Annotated in this window: 17 protein-coding genes; 8 read left to right on the top strand and 9 right to left on the bottom strand. The window is 59.7% G+C overall.

Annotation, left to right across the window (positions count from 1 at the left end; genetic code table 11):
• Nucleotides 1-27 precede the first annotated feature (27 nt).
• The 3 genes from GA0061103_RS31435 to GA0061103_RS35175 all read left to right on the top strand — a co-directional run bounded on the left by GA0061103_RS31435 (nucleotide 28) and on the right by GA0061103_RS35175 (nucleotide 807).
• Nucleotides 28-183: a DUF3309 family protein gene (locus GA0061103_RS31435; RefSeq protein ID WP_075853478.1), complete on the top strand. Its 156-nt coding sequence runs from the start codon at nucleotides 28-30 to the stop codon at nucleotides 181-183.
• A 46-nt stretch (nucleotides 184-229) separates the two neighbouring features.
• A complete protein-coding gene (locus GA0061103_RS31430; RefSeq protein ID WP_092718999.1) occupies nucleotides 230-484 on the top strand; it encodes a YMGG-like glycine zipper-containing protein in 255 nt (84 codons plus the stop codon).
• A 149-nt stretch (nucleotides 485-633) separates the two neighbouring features.
• The gene (locus GA0061103_RS35175; protein WP_167376676.1) at nucleotides 634-807 is read left to right on the top strand and encodes a hypothetical protein; all 174 of its coding nucleotides are present in this window, start codon (nucleotides 634-636) and stop codon (nucleotides 805-807) included.
• Between the two features lie 146 nt (nucleotides 808-953).
• Here the strand turns inward: GA0061103_RS35175 and phbB are convergent, their stop codons facing one another.
• Nucleotides 954-1,679, bottom strand: coding sequence for a beta-ketoacyl-ACP reductase (gene phbB / locus GA0061103_RS31425; RefSeq protein WP_092718996.1), 726 nt, complete (start codon nucleotides 1,677-1,679; stop codon nucleotides 954-956).
• Nucleotides 1,680-1,888: 209 nt separating this feature from the next.
• On the bottom strand, nucleotides 1,889-3,070 hold the full coding sequence (locus GA0061103_RS31420; protein ID WP_092718991.1) for an acetyl-CoA C-acetyltransferase: 1,182 nt from the start codon (nucleotides 3,068-3,070) through the stop codon (nucleotides 1,889-1,891).
• 241 nt (nucleotides 3,071-3,311) lie between these two features.
• Between GA0061103_RS31420 and phaR the strand changes: the two genes are divergently transcribed.
• Nucleotides 3,312-3,884 (top strand): polyhydroxyalkanoate synthesis repressor PhaR, encoded by a 573-nt coding sequence (phaR, locus tag GA0061103_RS31415; protein WP_092718986.1) that lies wholly within the window; start codon nucleotides 3,312-3,314, stop codon nucleotides 3,882-3,884.
• Between the two features lie 341 nt (nucleotides 3,885-4,225).
• Here the strand turns inward: phaR and rpmF are convergent, their stop codons facing one another.
• The 3 genes from rpmF to mtgA form a co-directional block, all read right to left on the bottom strand.
• Entirely contained in the window at nucleotides 4,226-4,411 is a 186-nt protein-coding gene (rpmF, locus tag GA0061103_RS31410) for a 50S ribosomal protein L32 (protein ID WP_003543812.1), read from the bottom strand.
• A gap of 180 nt (nucleotides 4,412-4,591) precedes the next feature.
• Nucleotides 4,592-5,239 (bottom strand): glutathione S-transferase family protein, encoded by a 648-nt coding sequence (locus GA0061103_RS31405; protein ID WP_092718981.1) that lies wholly within the window; start codon nucleotides 5,237-5,239, stop codon nucleotides 4,592-4,594.
• Between the two features lie 173 nt (nucleotides 5,240-5,412).
• Entirely contained in the window at nucleotides 5,413-6,162 is a 750-nt protein-coding gene (mtgA, locus tag GA0061103_RS31400) for a monofunctional biosynthetic peptidoglycan transglycosylase (RefSeq protein ID WP_425349572.1), read from the bottom strand.
• Nucleotides 6,163-6,339: 177 nt separating this feature from the next.
• Here mtgA and GA0061103_RS31395 point away from each other — a divergent pair, with 177 nt between their 5' ends.
• Both GA0061103_RS31395 and GA0061103_RS31390 read left to right on the top strand, forming a co-directional pair.
• Complete coding sequence (locus GA0061103_RS31395; RefSeq protein ID WP_092718975.1) at nucleotides 6,340-7,254, top strand: polyprenyl synthetase family protein; 915 nt, start codon at nucleotides 6,340-6,342, stop codon at nucleotides 7,252-7,254.
• A gap of 240 nt (nucleotides 7,255-7,494) precedes the next feature.
• Nucleotides 7,495-8,136, top strand: a complete 642-nt coding sequence (locus tag GA0061103_RS31390) for a LysE family translocator (protein WP_092718970.1) — start codon at nucleotides 7,495-7,497, stop codon at nucleotides 8,134-8,136.
• 22 nt (nucleotides 8,137-8,158) lie between these two features.
• On the opposite strand, the gene ispG is transcribed toward GA0061103_RS31390, so the two are convergent.
• Entirely contained in the window at nucleotides 8,159-9,412 is a 1,254-nt protein-coding gene (ispG, locus tag GA0061103_RS31385; RefSeq protein WP_075853470.1) for a flavodoxin-dependent (E)-4-hydroxy-3-methylbut-2-enyl-diphosphate synthase, read from the bottom strand.
• A 127-nt stretch (nucleotides 9,413-9,539) separates the two neighbouring features.
• Entirely contained in the window at nucleotides 9,540-10,739 is a 1,200-nt protein-coding gene (locus GA0061103_RS31380) for an MFS transporter (protein ID WP_092718964.1), read from the bottom strand.
• Nucleotides 10,740-10,994: 255 nt separating this feature from the next.
• Here GA0061103_RS31380 and GA0061103_RS31375 point away from each other — a divergent pair, with 255 nt between their 5' ends.
• Together GA0061103_RS31375 and GA0061103_RS31370 are read left to right on the top strand one after the other, a co-directional pair.
• A complete protein-coding gene (locus GA0061103_RS31375; RefSeq protein WP_092718962.1) occupies nucleotides 10,995-11,867 on the top strand; it encodes a DMT family transporter in 873 nt (290 codons plus the stop codon).
• Nucleotides 11,868-12,019: 152 nt separating this feature from the next.
• On the top strand, nucleotides 12,020-12,538 hold the full coding sequence (locus GA0061103_RS31370; RefSeq protein WP_092718959.1) for a phosphotransferase-like protein: 519 nt from the start codon (nucleotides 12,020-12,022) through the stop codon (nucleotides 12,536-12,538).
• Between the two features lie 82 nt (nucleotides 12,539-12,620).
• On the opposite strand, the gene GA0061103_RS31365 is transcribed toward GA0061103_RS31370, so the two are convergent.
• Together GA0061103_RS31365 and GA0061103_RS31360 are read right to left on the bottom strand one after the other, a co-directional pair.
• The gene (locus GA0061103_RS31365) at nucleotides 12,621-13,694 is read right to left on the bottom strand and encodes an acyltransferase family protein (protein ID WP_167376675.1); all 1,074 of its coding nucleotides are present in this window, start codon (nucleotides 13,692-13,694) and stop codon (nucleotides 12,621-12,623) included.
• Nucleotides 13,687-14,712, bottom strand: a complete 1,026-nt coding sequence (locus GA0061103_RS31360; RefSeq protein WP_141694489.1) for an SGNH/GDSL hydrolase family protein — start codon at nucleotides 14,710-14,712, stop codon at nucleotides 13,687-13,689. The genes GA0061103_RS31365 and GA0061103_RS31360 overlap by 8 nt, the downstream gene beginning before the upstream one ends.
• Nucleotides 14,713-14,982: the final 270 nt, after the last annotated feature.

The following is a 14,982-nucleotide window of genomic DNA, read 5'->3' as shown; positions in this document are numbered from 1 at the left end:
AAGCGATGGACATGGAGGAGACACATCATGCTTGGTACGGTATTGCTTGTGATACTGATTCTGCTGCTGATCGGCGCACTACCCAGCTGGGGTTACAGCCGGGCATGGGGGTATGGCCCATCGGGTGGTCTCGGGCTTGTTCTCGTCATTGTCCTCATTCTGTTATTGATGGGGCGGATCTGATCCGCAGGTTATTGTCAAAACCTCGCAACACTAGGGAGCTAACACCATGAAGAAGATCATCGTCGCGATCGCCCTCCTCGGCGCATTGGCATCGTGCACGTCAACGGAAAAAGGCACGGCCATCGGCGCCGGTACAGGCGCGCTGATCGGCGGCGTAGCCACGCATAGCTGGGGTGGCGCTGCTGTCGGCGCAGTCGCTGGCGGCGTGGTCGGCAACCTCATCGGACGTTCGGAAGATCGTCGCGGCTATTGCATCTACCGCGACCGCTATGGTCGCCGTTATGAAGCTCGCTGCCGCTAAAGCCGGCATCACCTGACCGATCGTTTTTGATGGGCGGTCAGGACCCGTTCTTGAAACAAACTCACGGAACGACAGTTCCTTCAGGAAAATCTCTTTCCCGCGCCATCGGCCGCGGGAAGGTAGCAGTGTTTTGAGAAAGGAACGGCATCATGGCCGCAATCATCGCAAGCATTGCAGCACTCGTGCTCATCGGCACGACTTTCTACGCGCTCGCCAGCGCGGCAAGAGCACGCGGCAAGGAAAAGCGGCAGGTAGCCCTTGAAGCCGTCGTCCTCGAATTCAAGCCACGGCAGCGACAGCAGGCAAATTCAAACCAGGGATGATTGCGGGCCTGGGCCTGGGAATTCCTATCCGCCCTTAAAACGGCCTGAAGCGGTTCAGCCTTCCGAAAAAGCTCCGAACCGCTCCATCTCATTGCCTTTGCATAGCTTCGGGCGGGAACACTGCCCTGCGCTTTCGCTGGAATCGCTTAGACGAAGAACTGGCCGCCATTGGCTGTGATCGTCGATCCCGTGATGAAGCCGGCATCGTCGCTGGCGAGGAAGACCGCGATGCGGGCGATTTCCTCTGGCTCACCGAGACGTCCAACGGGAATCTGCGGGATGATGCGCTCGTTCAGCACCTTTTCCGGCACCGCCAGCACCATCTCCGTACCGATATAGCCCGGGCAAATCGCATTGACCGTGATGTTCTTGGCAGCACCTTCCTGGGCCAGTGCCTTGGTGAAGCCGAGATCACCGGCCTTGGCGGCGGAATAGTTCGCCTGCCCCATCTGCCCCTTCTGGCCGTTGATCGAGGAGATGTTGATGACGCGGCCGAAGCTGCGGTCGCGCATGCCCTGCCAGACCTGATGTGTCATGTTGAACAAGCCGGTCAAGTTGGTGTTGATGACCTCGTGCCACTGCTGCGGCGTCATCTTGTGGAACATGGCGTCGCGGGTGATGCCGGCATTGTTGACCAGGACGTCGACGTGGCCGAGATCGTGCTCGACCTTGGCGATGCCTTTGCCGCACGCCTCATAATCGGTCACGTCCCACTTGTGCACCGAAATACCCGTCACATCGTGGAAAGCGCGGGCCTTTTCGTCGTTGCCGGCATAGGTCGCCGCCACCTTATAGCCCGCATTGTGCAGCGCCATCGAAATGGCAGCCCCGATGCCGCGCGTACCCCCGGTTACCAATGCCACTCTGCTCATGTGCCACTCCCCTTTGTTGCTGCGGAGGCTGGACGCCCGAATGCCGGGTCGCCCGCTCCGTTTTCACCACTTCTTCCGGAAATTTCGTTCAAGACGCTTAGAGCATGATGCCGAAAAATGTGAGCGGTTTCGGACGACATCATGCTCTGCTTCTTTGATTCTAAAGCGGATTCAGATTTTAGGTCGAACAGACCTAAAATCATCCGGCTCTAGAGCGCCTCGAAGCACATGGCGACACCCATGCCGCCGCCGATGCACAGCGTGGCAAGCCCCTTGCGGGCACCGCGGCGCTTCATTTCGAACAGCAGCGTATTGAGGACGCGGGCGCCCGAGGCGCCGATCGGGTGGCCGATCGCGATCGCGCCGCCATTGACGTTGACGATCGACGTATCCCAGCCGAGGTCCTTGTTGACGGCGCACGCCTGGGCGGCAAACGCCTCATTGGCCTCGACAAGATCGAGGTCGTTGACGGACCAGCCGGCCTTCTCCAATGCCTTGCAGGAGGCCGGGATCGGTCCGGTCCCCATGATCTGCGGGTCGACGCCGGCCGTTGCCCAGGAGACGATGCGGGCCAGCGGCTGGATACCGCGGCGCGAGGCTTCCGTTTCGGTCATCAGCACGGCAGCGGCGGCACCGTCGTTGAGGCCGGAAGCGTTGCCGGCCGTAACCGTGCCTTCCTTGTCGAAGGCCGGGCGCAGCTTCGTCATGGCATCGATCGTCGCGCCGTGGCGGATATATTCGTCGGCATCGACGATGATGTCGCCCTTGCGCGTCTGAATGGTGAAGGGAATGATCTCGTCCCTGAAGCGGCCAGCCTTCTGGGCGGCTTCGGCCTTGTTCTGCGAGGAAACGGCAAACTGATCCTGCTCCTCGCGGGAAAGCTGCCATTGGCGGGCGATATTTTCCGCCGTAATGCCCATGTGATAGCCATAGAAGGCGTCCGTCAGGCCATCCTTGATCATGGTGTCGATCATTTTCATGTCGCCCATCTTGGTGCCCGAGCGAAGATTGGCAGCATGCGGCGCCATCGACATGGATTCCTGGCCGCCGGCGACGATGATCTTGGCGTCACCCGTCGCGATCTGCTGCAGGCCAAGTGCGACGGCGCGCAGGCCAGAGCCGCAAAGCTGGTTCACGCCCCAGGCGGTCGCTTCCTGCGGAATGCCGGCCTTCATCGCAGCCTGGCGGGCCGGGTTCTGCCCTTCGCCGGCCTGAAGCACCTGGCCGAGAATCACTTCGTCGACTTCCTTGGCATCGACACCGGCGCGCTCCAGCGCACCCTTGATCGCAGCCGCGCCGAGTTCATGCGCCGGAACGGTCGCGAAAGCGCCGTTGAACGAACCGACCGCGGTGCGGGCAGCGCTGGCGACGACGATGGATGAACTGCTCATGGAAGCCTCCTCACAGAATGGACACGTATATGAGGCGAAACTGTCAAAGCTTTGCTTCTGAGTCAAACAGCAAGAATTTTCATCGTGCAGATTTCACGAAGCTGTCACCGCCTTCAAAAAATCCAATCAAAGGAAAGGCCTTGCCGCATCGCACAAACCGATTGTCACCAAGCTTCTTTTGCGTCTACACTCCGGAGTGGAGGAATATTCCATACAATCAGACGGGGCCAGGAGACTGATAATGGCAAAGAATGAGGGCCAGATCGTAATCAAGAAGTATGCCAATCGCCGCCTGTACAATACCGGCACCAGCACCTATGTGACGCTGGACGATCTGGCGGAGATGGTGAAGAAGGGCGAGGAATTCATCGTCCAGGACGCCAAGAGCGGTGAAGACATTACGCATTCGGTCCTGACACAGATCATTTTCGAACAGGAATCGAAGACCGGCAACACGCTGCTGCCGATATCCTTCCTGCGGCAGTTGATCGGCTATTATGGCGACCAGATGCAGATGGTCGTGCCGAGCTTCCTCGAGCATTCGATGCGCGCCTTCACGGAGCAGCAGACCCAGATGCGCGAGCAGATCAATCGCGCTTTCGGCGAAACGCCTCTCGGCAAGAACCTGCAGTTGCCCATGCAGATGGTCGAGGAACAGGTCCGCCGCAACACCGAGATGTTCCAGCAGGCCATGCAGATGTTCTCCCCCTTCATGCAGCCGCCGGCCAAGGAAAGCCGCAAGGCCGAAGCCAAGGACATCGACGAGCTGAAGGAACAGCTCCGCGCCATGCAGAACAAGCTGGATAGCCTTTGATGCAAGGCAATGCGCTCATGAATTCTTGGAGAATTTTCACCCCCCTCTGTCACTGACGTGACATCTCCCCCACAAGGGGGGAGATTGGTAACGCGCGGCACTTTCTCGCCTCAAGCGACAATCGCAACTGCAGAAACTAAATCAGTTTGCTTGCCGAAGCGGGGCGACATATTCCCAACAATCTCCCCCCTTGTGGGGGAGATGTCCCGAAAGGGACAGAGGGGGTATCAGCCGTATGGCACAAGAGCGGTCGCTTCGTCCCACCAACACGCCCCGATCCAAACAGAAAAAGGCCGGCGAAGCGCCAGCCTTCTCATTCATGCCAACAAGGCAGCGCTAGATTATGCGCTTTCCTTCGGCGTCAGAACCTGACGGCCGCGATACATGCCGGTCTTCAGGTCGATGTGGTGCGGACGACGCAGTTCGCCGGAGTTCTTGTCTTCGACGTAGGTCGGAGCCTTCAGGGCGTCAGCAGAGCGGCGCATACCGCGCTTGGACGGGCTCGTTTTTCTCTTCGGTACAGCCATTCTCGTTACTCCATGTACGGACGAAACATATCCACGGCCAGCAAGGCGGCCGAAACAGACATGCATCAATTTCGGAAATTGGGCGGGCTTATACATGGCTTGCCGGGCTTTGACCAGTCCCTTCCCGCATTTTTTGCCGGTCGCGCCGGATTCTCGAATATTCGGGGGCGAATCTGGCGGTCAAGCCTCGTCCTGCGGCACGATCCATGTTTCCTTCAGCGCCGCTTCTTCCCATTTCTTCCAGGCAGGCAGAGCTTTCATGACAGCCATATAGTCCCCCGTATCAGCGGAGACGGCAATATCGTACCGTTCCAGGCGGCTGACGACCGGAGCGAACATGGCATCGGCTCCGGAGAATGCTCCGAACAGGAAGGGGCCGCCGGAGCGGGAACGAGCCTCGCGCCAGATGGCTTCGATGCGCGCCACGTCTTCCATCACCCCTTCCGGCAGGTCGAGGCGGCTTACCGGGCGACGCATGTCCATCGGGCAGGCATTGCGCAAGGCACTGAAGCCCGAAAGCATCTCCATGCTGTAGGATCGCGCCAGTGCGCGGGCCTGCCGATCCCTGGGCATAAGACCGGCATCGGGGAAAAGCTCGGCCACATATTCGATGATGGCAAGCGACTCCCAGACCTTGAAGCCGTCATGCACCAGCATCGGCACCTTGCCCGTCGGCGAAACCTCGCGAATGTTTGGATTGCCCGCCGGAAAATCGAAAGGGATCAGCATTTCCTCGAAAGCTATGCCGCAGCCTTCGAGCGCGATCCACGGCCGGAACGACCAGGAGGAATAATTCTTGTTGCCGATATAGAGGGTCAGCTTGCTCACGATCTTGTTCCTTTTTAGCGTCGGAACTCGAAGGGGAAGAGTTCTCGAAATGGTTCATGTCCTCGAACGCACGGGAAGCCGGCTATCCGATCGTCATTGGTAGATCACCCGCCCTTACGTCATGGTCAACAATGCCAGATGACGCCAAGCCGATCGAACGACAAGTTCTGATCTCAATCATAAAGGCATTTGATATATGCGTCGGCATTGCGCGCGCGGCGCTGGATCAACGAGGCGAGCTGGCTGAGGCCCCGTCCCGGCTTGCTTGCCACCCGATCGATCGGATTGGGAAGCGATACGGCAAGAAGGGCTGCCTGACGTGCCGTGAGCTTGGAGGCCGGCACCTTGAAATGGTGGCGTGCCGCCGCCTCGATGCCGTAGATGCCCGGTCCCCATTCGGCGATATTGAGATAGATCTCCATCATCCGACGCTTCGACCAGACGGCCGAGGCGGAAACCGCAAGCGGCAGTTCCAGTGTCTTGCGCACGAAGGAGCGGCTGTTCCATAAAAACAGGTTCTTGACGGTCTGCATCGGGATGGTGCTGCCGCCGCGGGTGGATTTGCCGCTCAGCGTCTCCTCGACGAGAACCCGCATCTCGCCCCAATCGACACCACCGTGAAAGCAGAACTGCCCGTCCTCCGAGACCATGACGGATTTCACCAGCACCGGCGCGATTTTATCCAGCGGAACCCAGCGACGGTCATATCCCTGAAAGGTGACGGCATCGCCTATCATCAGGGTGGAAACGGGATGGATGAACGGCAGCACATAGGCGATGATGAAGAAGTAAGGCAGCAGCAAGAGGGCGATCAGGACGAGGACGATGCGCTGCCAGAACGGCCGGTCCCTGAAGCGCGCCAGCAGGGAGGAGCGTCGCGGCACCTCGGCTTCCTCCTCCTCATTGTCCGTCGATATGTCCAAATGCCTGACGTCCACGGTCGCTCCATCCCGGTAGGCCTTCATATATCCGGGAAACGCTCTGATGCTGCACTCGTCATATCGTCTACACAAAGCGATGACCAGAGTGCGACGCAATTCCCCACCCGGCTGTTGACAATTCTCGTTGCCAGCAACCGCCTCTCATGCCAAACAGCGGCCATGGACAGCACCGATACCTCATTCGAACAGCGGCTCAGGGTCAATGCCGGCAAGACCGAGGCACTGCTGACGCGGCTGCTGGCCGATACCGGCCTCAATGACGAGATCGTCCGCCCCGACAGGCTCCTGAGCGCGATGCGTCATGGCGTCCTGAACGGAGGCAAGCGGCTACGACCCTTCCTCGTCATGGAATCTGCGGCGCTTCTCGGCGGCAATGCAGAAGCGGCGCTCAGGGTCGGCGCGGCACTCGAATGCGTGCACTGCTATTCCCTCGTCCATGACGACCTGCCTGCCATGGACGACGACGACCTGCGCCGCGGCCAGCCGACGGTGCATATCGCCTTCGACTACGCCACCGCGATCCTGGCGGGCGATAGCCTCCTGACCTACGCCTTCGACATTATCGCAGCACCCGAAACGGAGCTGCCGGCGGACCGGAAAATGGCGCTCGTGCTGGCGCTGTCACGCGCGGCCGGCATCGGCGGCATGGCTGGCGGCCAGGCGCTTGATCTCGCCGCGGAGAAAGAAACGCCCGACGAAAACGGCATAACGACGCTGCAGGCGATGAAGACGGGCGCACTGATCCGTTTTGCCTGTGAGGCCGGCGCTATCATCGCTGGAGCTTCGACCGAAGACCGCAAGCGCCTTCGGACCTTCGGTGAAAAGATCGGCCTTGCCTTCCAGCTTGCCGACGACCTGCTCGACCTGACGGCCGACGCCGCCACCATGGGCAAGGCGACCGGCAAGGATGCCGCCCGCGGCAAGGGAACGCTTGTCGCCCTGCACGGCCGGGAATGGGCCGAAACGACGCTCGCAAAGCTGGTGAACGACGCCGCCGACCTGCTGTCCGGCTATGGCGACAAGGCGGATGTCCTAACGGAAACCGCCCGCTTCGTTGCGAACCGCAAGAGCTGATTCCGAAGACTTCCACACGGTCTTGCCCGACGGCGGACGAATGACCTTCCGACGAGAATAGCGATGGGCATCTGCCATCCATTCCGCTACGGCTACCCATTCAGCTGAGGAATGTCACCATCACAAGAATCCATGGCATCGCCGGGTGATTTCCGCTGCATTCTATGACACATTCCGGCACCGTGTTGACCTGTAGACGTGGAATTCTTCGCGCCGGCCAACGCTTCGGGAATAGTCTCCATGCGCGAAACGCTTGCCTATCTGCCGCACATCCTGCCGGCCTACATCGCTTATATCATTGCCGTCATCAGTCCCGGCCCCGCCATCATGGCCATCATCGGCACATCGATGACCCATGGCCGCAAGGCCGGCATGACCCTGGCGCTCGGCATCTTCGGTGGCTCGCTAACTTGGGCGATTGCCGCCGCGGCGGGTCTCGCCACGCTGCTGCAGACCTATGCGATGGCGCTGGAGGTTCTGAAGATCTTCGGCGGCCTCTATCTGCTCTACCTCGCCTACAAGGCATTCCGCGCCGTGCGAGCGAGCGGAGAGCTTCCGACCGCCACCGAAGGCCCGAAAACGCCCAGCTTCAAATCGCTGATCCTGCGCGGCTACGGCATCCACGTTACCAACCCGAAGGCCATCTTCGCCTGGCTCGCCATCATCGCGCTCGGCATGCCGCAGGGCGCACCAGGTTCGGTCGCGCTGCTGATCATCGGCGTCTGCGGCGTGACCGGCTTTCTGGCGTTCATGGGCTATGCGATCCTGTTTTCGACCTCGCATGCGCTGAAAATCTATCGCAATGCGCGCCGCTGGATCGAGGGCGTCATGGCCGGCTTCTATTGCTTCGCCGGCATCAAGCTGCTGACGAGCAATATATAACCCCGGTCTCCCTGGCGGCGGGTCACTCCGCCGCGACGTTCTTCTGGCCGAACCGCTTCTCGATGTAGTCGGTCACCAGCGCCTCGAAGTCGGAGGCGATGTTCGGGCCGCGCAGCGTCATCGCCTTCTGGCCATCGATGAAGACAGGTGCGGCCGGCGTTTCGCCGGTGCCGGGCAGCGAAATGCCGATATCGGCATGCTTGCTTTCGCCCGGACCGTTGACGATGCAGCCCATGACGGCAACGTTCAGTGCCTCGACACCAGGATACTTCTCGCGCCAGACCGGCATGTTCTTGCGGATGTCGTTCTGGATGTTCTGCGCGAGTTCCTGGAAGACCGTCGACGTCGTACGGCCGCAGCCGGGACAAGCCGCGACGACAGGGATGAACTGACGGAAGCCCATGACCTGCAGCAATTCCTGCGCCACCTGCACCTCGCGGGTGCGGTCGCCATTCGGCTCCGGGGTCAAGGAAACGCGGATCGTGTCGCCGATACCGTGCTGCAGCACATAGCCCATGGCGGCGGAAGAGGCGACGATGCCCTTCGAGCCCATGCCGGCCTCAGTGAGACCAAGGTGAAGCGCATGGTCGGAGCGCTCCGACAGCATGGAGTAGACGGCTATCAGATCCTGCACCTGGCTGACCTTGGCCGACAGGATGATGCGGTTGCGCGGCAGGCCGATTTCCTCGGCAAGATCGGCCGAGATCAGCGCCGACTGCACGATCGTCTCACGCGTCACCTGCCGGGCCGACAGCGGCGAACCTTCGGCCGCATTCTTGTCCATCAGCGCGGTCAGCAAATCCTGATCGAGCGAACCCCAGTTGACGCCGATGCGCACCGGCTTGTCGTAGCGGATCGCCATCTCGATGATCTCGGCGAACTGCTTGTCCTTCTTGTCCTTGAAGCCGACATTGCCGGGATTGATGCGGTATTTCGCCAGCGCCTCGGCGCAGGCCGGATGATCGGCGAGCAGCTTGTGGCCGATATAATGGAAATCGCCGATCAGCGGCACGTCCATGCCGAGACGCAGCAGCCGCTCGCGGATCTTCGGCACGGCGGCAGCGCTTTCATCGCGATCGACGGTGATGCGAACGAGCTCGGAGCCGGCTTTGTAGAGGGCAGCGACCTGGGCGACGGTCGAATCGACATCGGCCGTGTCGGTATTGGTCATGGACTGCACGACGACGGGGGCACCGCCGCCGACGATCACGCCGCCGACATCGACGGCAACGGAGGAGCGGCGCGGTTTCGGGTCGAAATCGGTGGCGGACGACATGGAAAGCTCTCGCAGGCCTTTGAAACGGGTGCCTTTCAGGTGGATCACGAAGCGGCCGTTGTCAACCGCTGCGGCGATCTCTTTTGATCGGTCGGGCTTTAGCCGTTACCGGGCAAAAACGACGAAATTAATGCTTGGCATCTCCAATGCCGTCAGCGTAGCGCGCCAGCGACGACAGCGCCAGCACGACCAACAGCATCACCGGCAGCGCCATCAGCACCGGCGAGAAGCCGACATGCTCGGCGGCAAAGCCGATCGCCGACGGGGCGACCAGCATGCCGGAATAACCGAGCGTCGTGACGACCGAAATGGCGATGCCGGGCTGCAGCCCCGGAATGTTGCCGGCCGCCGAAAACGCGATCGGCACCATGTTGGAAATGCCGATGCCGCAGAGCGCAAAGCCGAGAATGGCGATCTCGGCATTCGGCGCGAGCGCTGCCGTCAGCATGCCGACGATGGCAAAGACCGTGCAGACCCGTAGCGTCTTGATGGCGCCGAGCCAGTCGCGCACGAAATCGCCGGCAAAACGCATGGTCGCCATGGTGGCCGAGAAAGCGGCAAAGCCGAAGCCCGACAGCGCCACCGACGCGCCCTTTTCCTGGCTGAGATAGAGCGCGCTCCAGTCGAGCACCGCGCCCTCCGGCACCATACAGAACAGCGCGACCATGCCGAGCAGCCAGGGAAGTGGAATCATCGGCAGCTTTGCCTTCGGCTTGGCCTCATCATGATGCGGCTGATCGCTTAGGACCATCGGCCAGGCAAATACCAAGAAAACAATGGCGATGGCGGTCGAGGCTTCGGCATGGCCTAGAATGCCCCAGCGCGAGATCAGTAGCCCGCCGATCGCCGAACCCAACAGGCCGCCCAGGCTCCAGAAGGCATGGCAGGAGGACATGATCGCCCGACGCATGGATTTTTCGACCGAGACGGCATTGGCGTTCATCGCCACATCCATGGCGCCGATGAAACCGCCGAAGAGAAAGAGCGCGATCGCCGCCGTCCAGACATTCGGCGCCAGCGTCAGCGCCAGGATCATAGGCAGCAGCAGCACCGCAAAGGCCTGCACGACAACGCGCGAGCCGCGCACAGCGATCTGCGCGCCGGCGAGCGGCATCATGACGAGGGAGCCAACACCGAAGACGAGGATCATCAGGCCGAGCTCGAATTTGGACAGTTGCAGCCGCTCGGCGAATTCGGGAATTTTCGGTGCCCAGCAGCCGACCATGAAGCCGTTCATGAGAAACATCAGCGACACCGCAGCACGCGATTTGGTGAAAAACGGGCTCCTGCGCTCCTTCAAGCCCTCCATTCTCATCCCGTTGTCCATGAAAATTCCTCCAAATTTGCGCCGCAGTCTATTTAAATCGATTGAAATCTCAACGATCGAAAAAGCCGAAACGGTCACATTTCGTCTCCGTCTGTTAAAGCGGAGGCAAAGACGCCACAACCCCGAATAAATCATTCATATGCGCACGCCATCGGCAAAATGTCCTATTGACGCCGAAAAAGTAGGCTCCTATCGGTTGAGGCCTGAAAGATTCTTCAGCCGGCCCCAAGTCGGGTCATCCTCTGGTGCATCCCCGTGAAAAACTCCATCGGCTATGGCATCCTGCTTACGGTGTTTGCCTACATGCTGTTCACTGCGCATGATTCGGCGGTGAAGCTGCTCGTCGCTTCCATCCCCGTCTGGCAAGTCCTGTTCATCCGAAGCTGCACCATTCTTGCCGGCTGCTTCGTTTTCGAAGGTCCGGCGCTCGTCCATAAGGTGGCGCGCTCGCCGATCATCAAGCCGATGATCGTGCGCAGCATCATCATCCTCATCGCCTGGATTTCCTATTATTCGGCCGCCTCCTATCTGCAGCTCGCCGAGGTGACGACACTCTATTACGCAGCGCCAATCGTCGGCACGATTCTGGCGACCATCGTGCTGCGCGAAAAGGTCACCATCGCCCGCTGGATGGCGGTCGGTGTCGGCTTCTGCGGCGTGGTGATTGCCTCCAATCCCGTCGGCCTGTCGATCTCCTGGCCGGTCTATCTGGCGCTGCAGGCAGCCGTCCTCTGGGCATGCGGCATGGTGCTTTTGCGCAAGACCGCACTGCACGAGAAAAGCCATATCCAGATGGCCGTCTCCAACATCATGTTCATCATCCTGACCGCGGGCATGGCGATCATCCACTGGCAGACGCCGACGCCGTTTCAGATTGTCCTGCTCGGCTTGACCGGCATCATCGCCGGCGCCGGCCAGCTCGCTCTCTTCGAAGGCATGCGCCAGGCACCCGTCTCGGTGCTCGCGCCGTTCGAATATACCTCGCTGGTCTGGGCCTTCCTGCTCGGTTACCTGATCTGGGGCGATATCCCCGGCGCCAACACCTTCATCGGTGCCATCCTGATCCTCAGCGCCGGCTTCATCATCATTATCAGCGAGCGGATGAAGCGGCGAACGGCCGCGGCTTGATGACCGCCGACCACTGTTACAATCATAAAAGCCTATATTCTGTACAGACACACATATAGGTTGCGATTCGATCTCTTTTGCCACGACATCAGACAAGGCATCGGCATGGTGAACGTTGCAGCCCTCGAAGAGTGATTGGAATCGGATACCGCATGATCCCTGGCCGCATTATCTTCCTGAATGGCACATCCAGCGCAGGCAAATCGACCTTGGCGAAAGCACTGAGAGAAGTGCTGCCGGAGTTTTGCTACTATGCCTCGGATCAATTGGCAGATGCAGGTTTTCGGGCGTTGAAACGTAACGCCGCCGCGGGGTCACCGGGTGAGCGCAGCAGATTCTTCGATGGATTTCATCGCTCCATCGCTGCCTTCGCCAATGCCGGCAACGATCTGATTGTGGAGCATATCGTCGAGGAACAGAGCTGGGCCGACCACCTCGAAAGTTTGCTGGCGAATCTCGACGTGTTCTGGGTCGGTGTGCATGCACCGATCGAAGAGGTTGAACGTCGCGAGAGAGAACGTGGCAACCGCTATATCGGCGAAGCCCGTTACCATCTGAAGACGCACAACTACTGCCGATACGACCTGGAAATCGACACCACCCGGCCGCTCGACACATTGGTGGCACTCATAGTCGAAGAATGGGAAAAGCGGCGCACGGCGGCGACTTGAACCGGATCAATGCGTTTTCCGCAGGCACAAGCGCAAACCGCCAGGCGAGCGAAACTCCCAACCCGCAACAAGATGTTGGATTTCATTCCGCGACAGCGGCGGTCCGTTCGACGGGTCGTGGCCGCCGCATCAGAAAAGCCTGCATCGGCCGTTCGAAGAATTTGAAAAGCGCCACCGAGATCCCGATCGTGCAAAGCGTGACCAGCGTCAATATTCCGGTCACAACGGGCAGGGAGAGGTGCTTGCCCAGCAATTTGACCGGAAGCTGAAACGTGTAGGGGTGAACGAGGTAGAGCGAGTAGGACGCGTCTCCCAGCAGAACCGGAATGGCCCATAGTTTCCCGGACGGCAGCCGCATGAGCAGGAAGCCCAAGACGAAAAGGATCGCAAACAGGCTCGAGGCGAAGAGGCTGGGACCGGCAAGTGTCACAATAAGGAAGTAGGCCCCGCATGCCAGGAGAACGAGCACAAAGGCGGCGACATTCGACCCGCTCCTGATGGCGCTATAAGCCGAATACGCCTTGTGAAGCATCATGCCGAGAACGAATTCGATCAGTATCGGATTTGTATAGAAACGCCATTCGACGGATCCCGCGGGCCAAATCGCATGCAGCGCGATCAGGAAGAGGATGGCTGCGGAGGCAAACCAGGTTGCCCTGGCGCCAAAGATCAGGCAGGCACCGTAGATTACGTAGAAAAACACCTCGTAACAAAGCGTCCAGCCCAGGAAAAGGATCGGTTGTACGGCGCCTCCGCTTTTCTGATAAGGGATGAAAAGAAGAGATTTGATGACCGTGTCCACGGTCACCACAGTCGAATTGAGCAGGTTGGGCTTCACGAGCGCGATCAAGACGATCACCAGCGTCAGCAACCAGTAGAGCGGAACTATTCTCGCAACGCGCTTGCGTGCGAAATAGACAAGCCCGCGTCCCGGATCGGAGGAGTAGCTGATGATGAAGCCGCTCAGAACGAAGAAAATGTCGACGCCGGCGGCGCCCATGTCGAAATAATTGCGATCGACATGGTACTCGAGCACAAGAGTGCGTCCGAAATGAAAGAGAACGACAGAGAAGGCGGCCACAAACCGGAGAAACTGGAGAGAGTCCAATTGTTTCGAGTTTGGCCGCCGAATGGAAAGCACCTGCTCGTTAACCATGACGGCCCCGATCCGCTTTGATTGCTTGTTCCAACACATCCGCCATTGCCGCCTGGGTGCTGCGGCTTGGATGCCAGTTGCATCCAAAATCCTTCGGTTTGACGCGCAAATTCAGATATCGAAGGCGGCTTTCGCCTTTCGCGACGCTCGTCTGGACGGCGGCCTTGATTGCTTTCTCGGCCGTATCGAAATCCTTCTGAGGCATCATCGGCCCGAGCGCGGCGTAGAGATACGCTTTTGGAAACTGATATCTGAGCCTGGAGAGAAGCTTGGCGTATTCCCCGCCGAAATCGCCGGGATTCTTGCCGTCCGAAAAGTCGTTCGTCCCCAGATTGATGACGACGGCGGAAACGCGCTCGTCGGGAAGGCCGGGCGCACCGCTTCTCAACAACGTCCCATTGTCGATGACGTCAAGCATGGTTTTCGTGCCCTCGCGAGCACGCGAAAGGCCGATGCCCGAAACCGCGAGCGTCGTAAGCTCCATCCCGAGGCTACGCGCTGCGACAGCGGCATATGTCAGATATTGATTTTCAGTTCCGGGGCTGAATTTGCATCCGGGACCGACACCCTCGACGCCGTAGCCTGCAGTGATGGAGTCTCCTATTGCCACCATCTCTTCGGTCGATGCCTCTGCTGGGAGGAACGACCCGTCTGTTTCGGCGGAAACGAATGTGGTATCGCCAACCCATCCTTCGGTGCGGCGCGTCGCGCGAACGCTATGGGCGCCTCGCTGCAAGCCATCGGCAAGCTGGTATCGGTGCTGCCCCGCCTGCAGATCAAGGCGCTGGGGAACACCGTCCAATTCGATCTCCAGGCTGTTTTGTCCGGTATCGACGAGGGTAACCGAGAGCGAGGTGCCTTCGAAACGCAGCGCAAAGCCGCTGCCGGGCCAGCCAAAAGCTGCATCGCTGGCTGCAACACGGCCGATCCATTTCGATGGCCGCTCGATCGTATCCGCCGCAAAGGTTGGAAAGGTTGGTATGAATACAGACACGCTCAGAAGAAGTGACGCAGCCACGACGTGAAGCTCACGAACCGGCCAAGGCCGCCAGCGCGCTATGATGGACAATTCGTCACCTCTTCGGGCTGTGTCAGATCAATTCCTGCACTGCAATTCCTAATAGAAACGCATTTTGATTGCCGCCCGCGTCTCCCGGCAAACCGATAGGAGACCTTGATAGCGCGCATGCCCTGCATGAATAATGCCGCACCAAAGACACAACCAAATGCTGCAATAGGCAACATTGAGAGAAATGGAGCAACGTTGGGAGAAGTAGGGCAACATCGA

The sequence above is a fragment of the Martinezella multihospitum genome, assembly GCF_900094585.1.
GTDB lineage: Bacteria > Pseudomonadota > Alphaproteobacteria > Rhizobiales > Rhizobiaceae > Rhizobium > Rhizobium multihospitium.
Note: the sequence above shows the minus strand (reverse complement) of the source record. Positions and strands in the feature narration are given on the sequence as shown.

Coding starts and splice junctions, on each gene's coding strand:
- phbB (WP_092718996.1), bottom strand. CDS start 1,679: ATGAGCAGAGTGGCATTGGTAACCGGGGGTACGCGCGGCATCGGGGCT.
- GA0061103_RS31420 (WP_092718991.1), bottom strand. CDS start 3,070: ATGAGCAGTTCATCCATCGTCGTCGCCAGCGCTGCCCGCACCGCGGTC.
- GA0061103_RS31435 (WP_075853478.1), top strand. CDS start 28: ATGCTTGGTACGGTATTGCTTGTGATACTGATTCTGCTGCTGATCGGC.
- GA0061103_RS35175 (WP_167376676.1), top strand. CDS start 634: ATGGCCGCAATCATCGCAAGCATTGCAGCACTCGTGCTCATCGGCACG.
- GA0061103_RS31390 (WP_092718970.1), top strand. CDS start 7,495: ATGCGCGAAACGCTTGCCTATCTGCCGCACATCCTGCCGGCCTACATC.
- rpmF (WP_003543812.1), bottom strand. CDS start 4,411: ATGGCTGTACCGAAGAGAAAAACGAGCCCGTCCAAGCGCGGTATGCGC.
- ispG (WP_075853470.1), bottom strand. CDS start 9,412: ATGTCGTCCGCCACCGATTTCGACCCGAAACCGCGCCGCTCCTCCGTT.
- GA0061103_RS31370 (WP_092718959.1), top strand. CDS start 12,020: ATGATCCCTGGCCGCATTATCTTCCTGAATGGCACATCCAGCGCAGGC.
- GA0061103_RS31430 (WP_092718999.1), top strand. CDS start 230: ATGAAGAAGATCATCGTCGCGATCGCCCTCCTCGGCGCATTGGCATCG.
- GA0061103_RS31380 (WP_092718964.1), bottom strand. CDS start 10,739: ATGGACAACGGGATGAGAATGGAGGGCTTGAAGGAGCGCAGGAGCCCG.
- phaR (WP_092718986.1), top strand. CDS start 3,312: ATGGCAAAGAATGAGGGCCAGATCGTAATCAAGAAGTATGCCAATCGC.
- GA0061103_RS31395 (WP_092718975.1), top strand. CDS start 6,340: ATGGACAGCACCGATACCTCATTCGAACAGCGGCTCAGGGTCAATGCC.
- GA0061103_RS31365 (WP_167376675.1), bottom strand. CDS start 13,694: ATGGTTAACGAGCAGGTGCTTTCCATTCGGCGGCCAAACTCGAAACAA.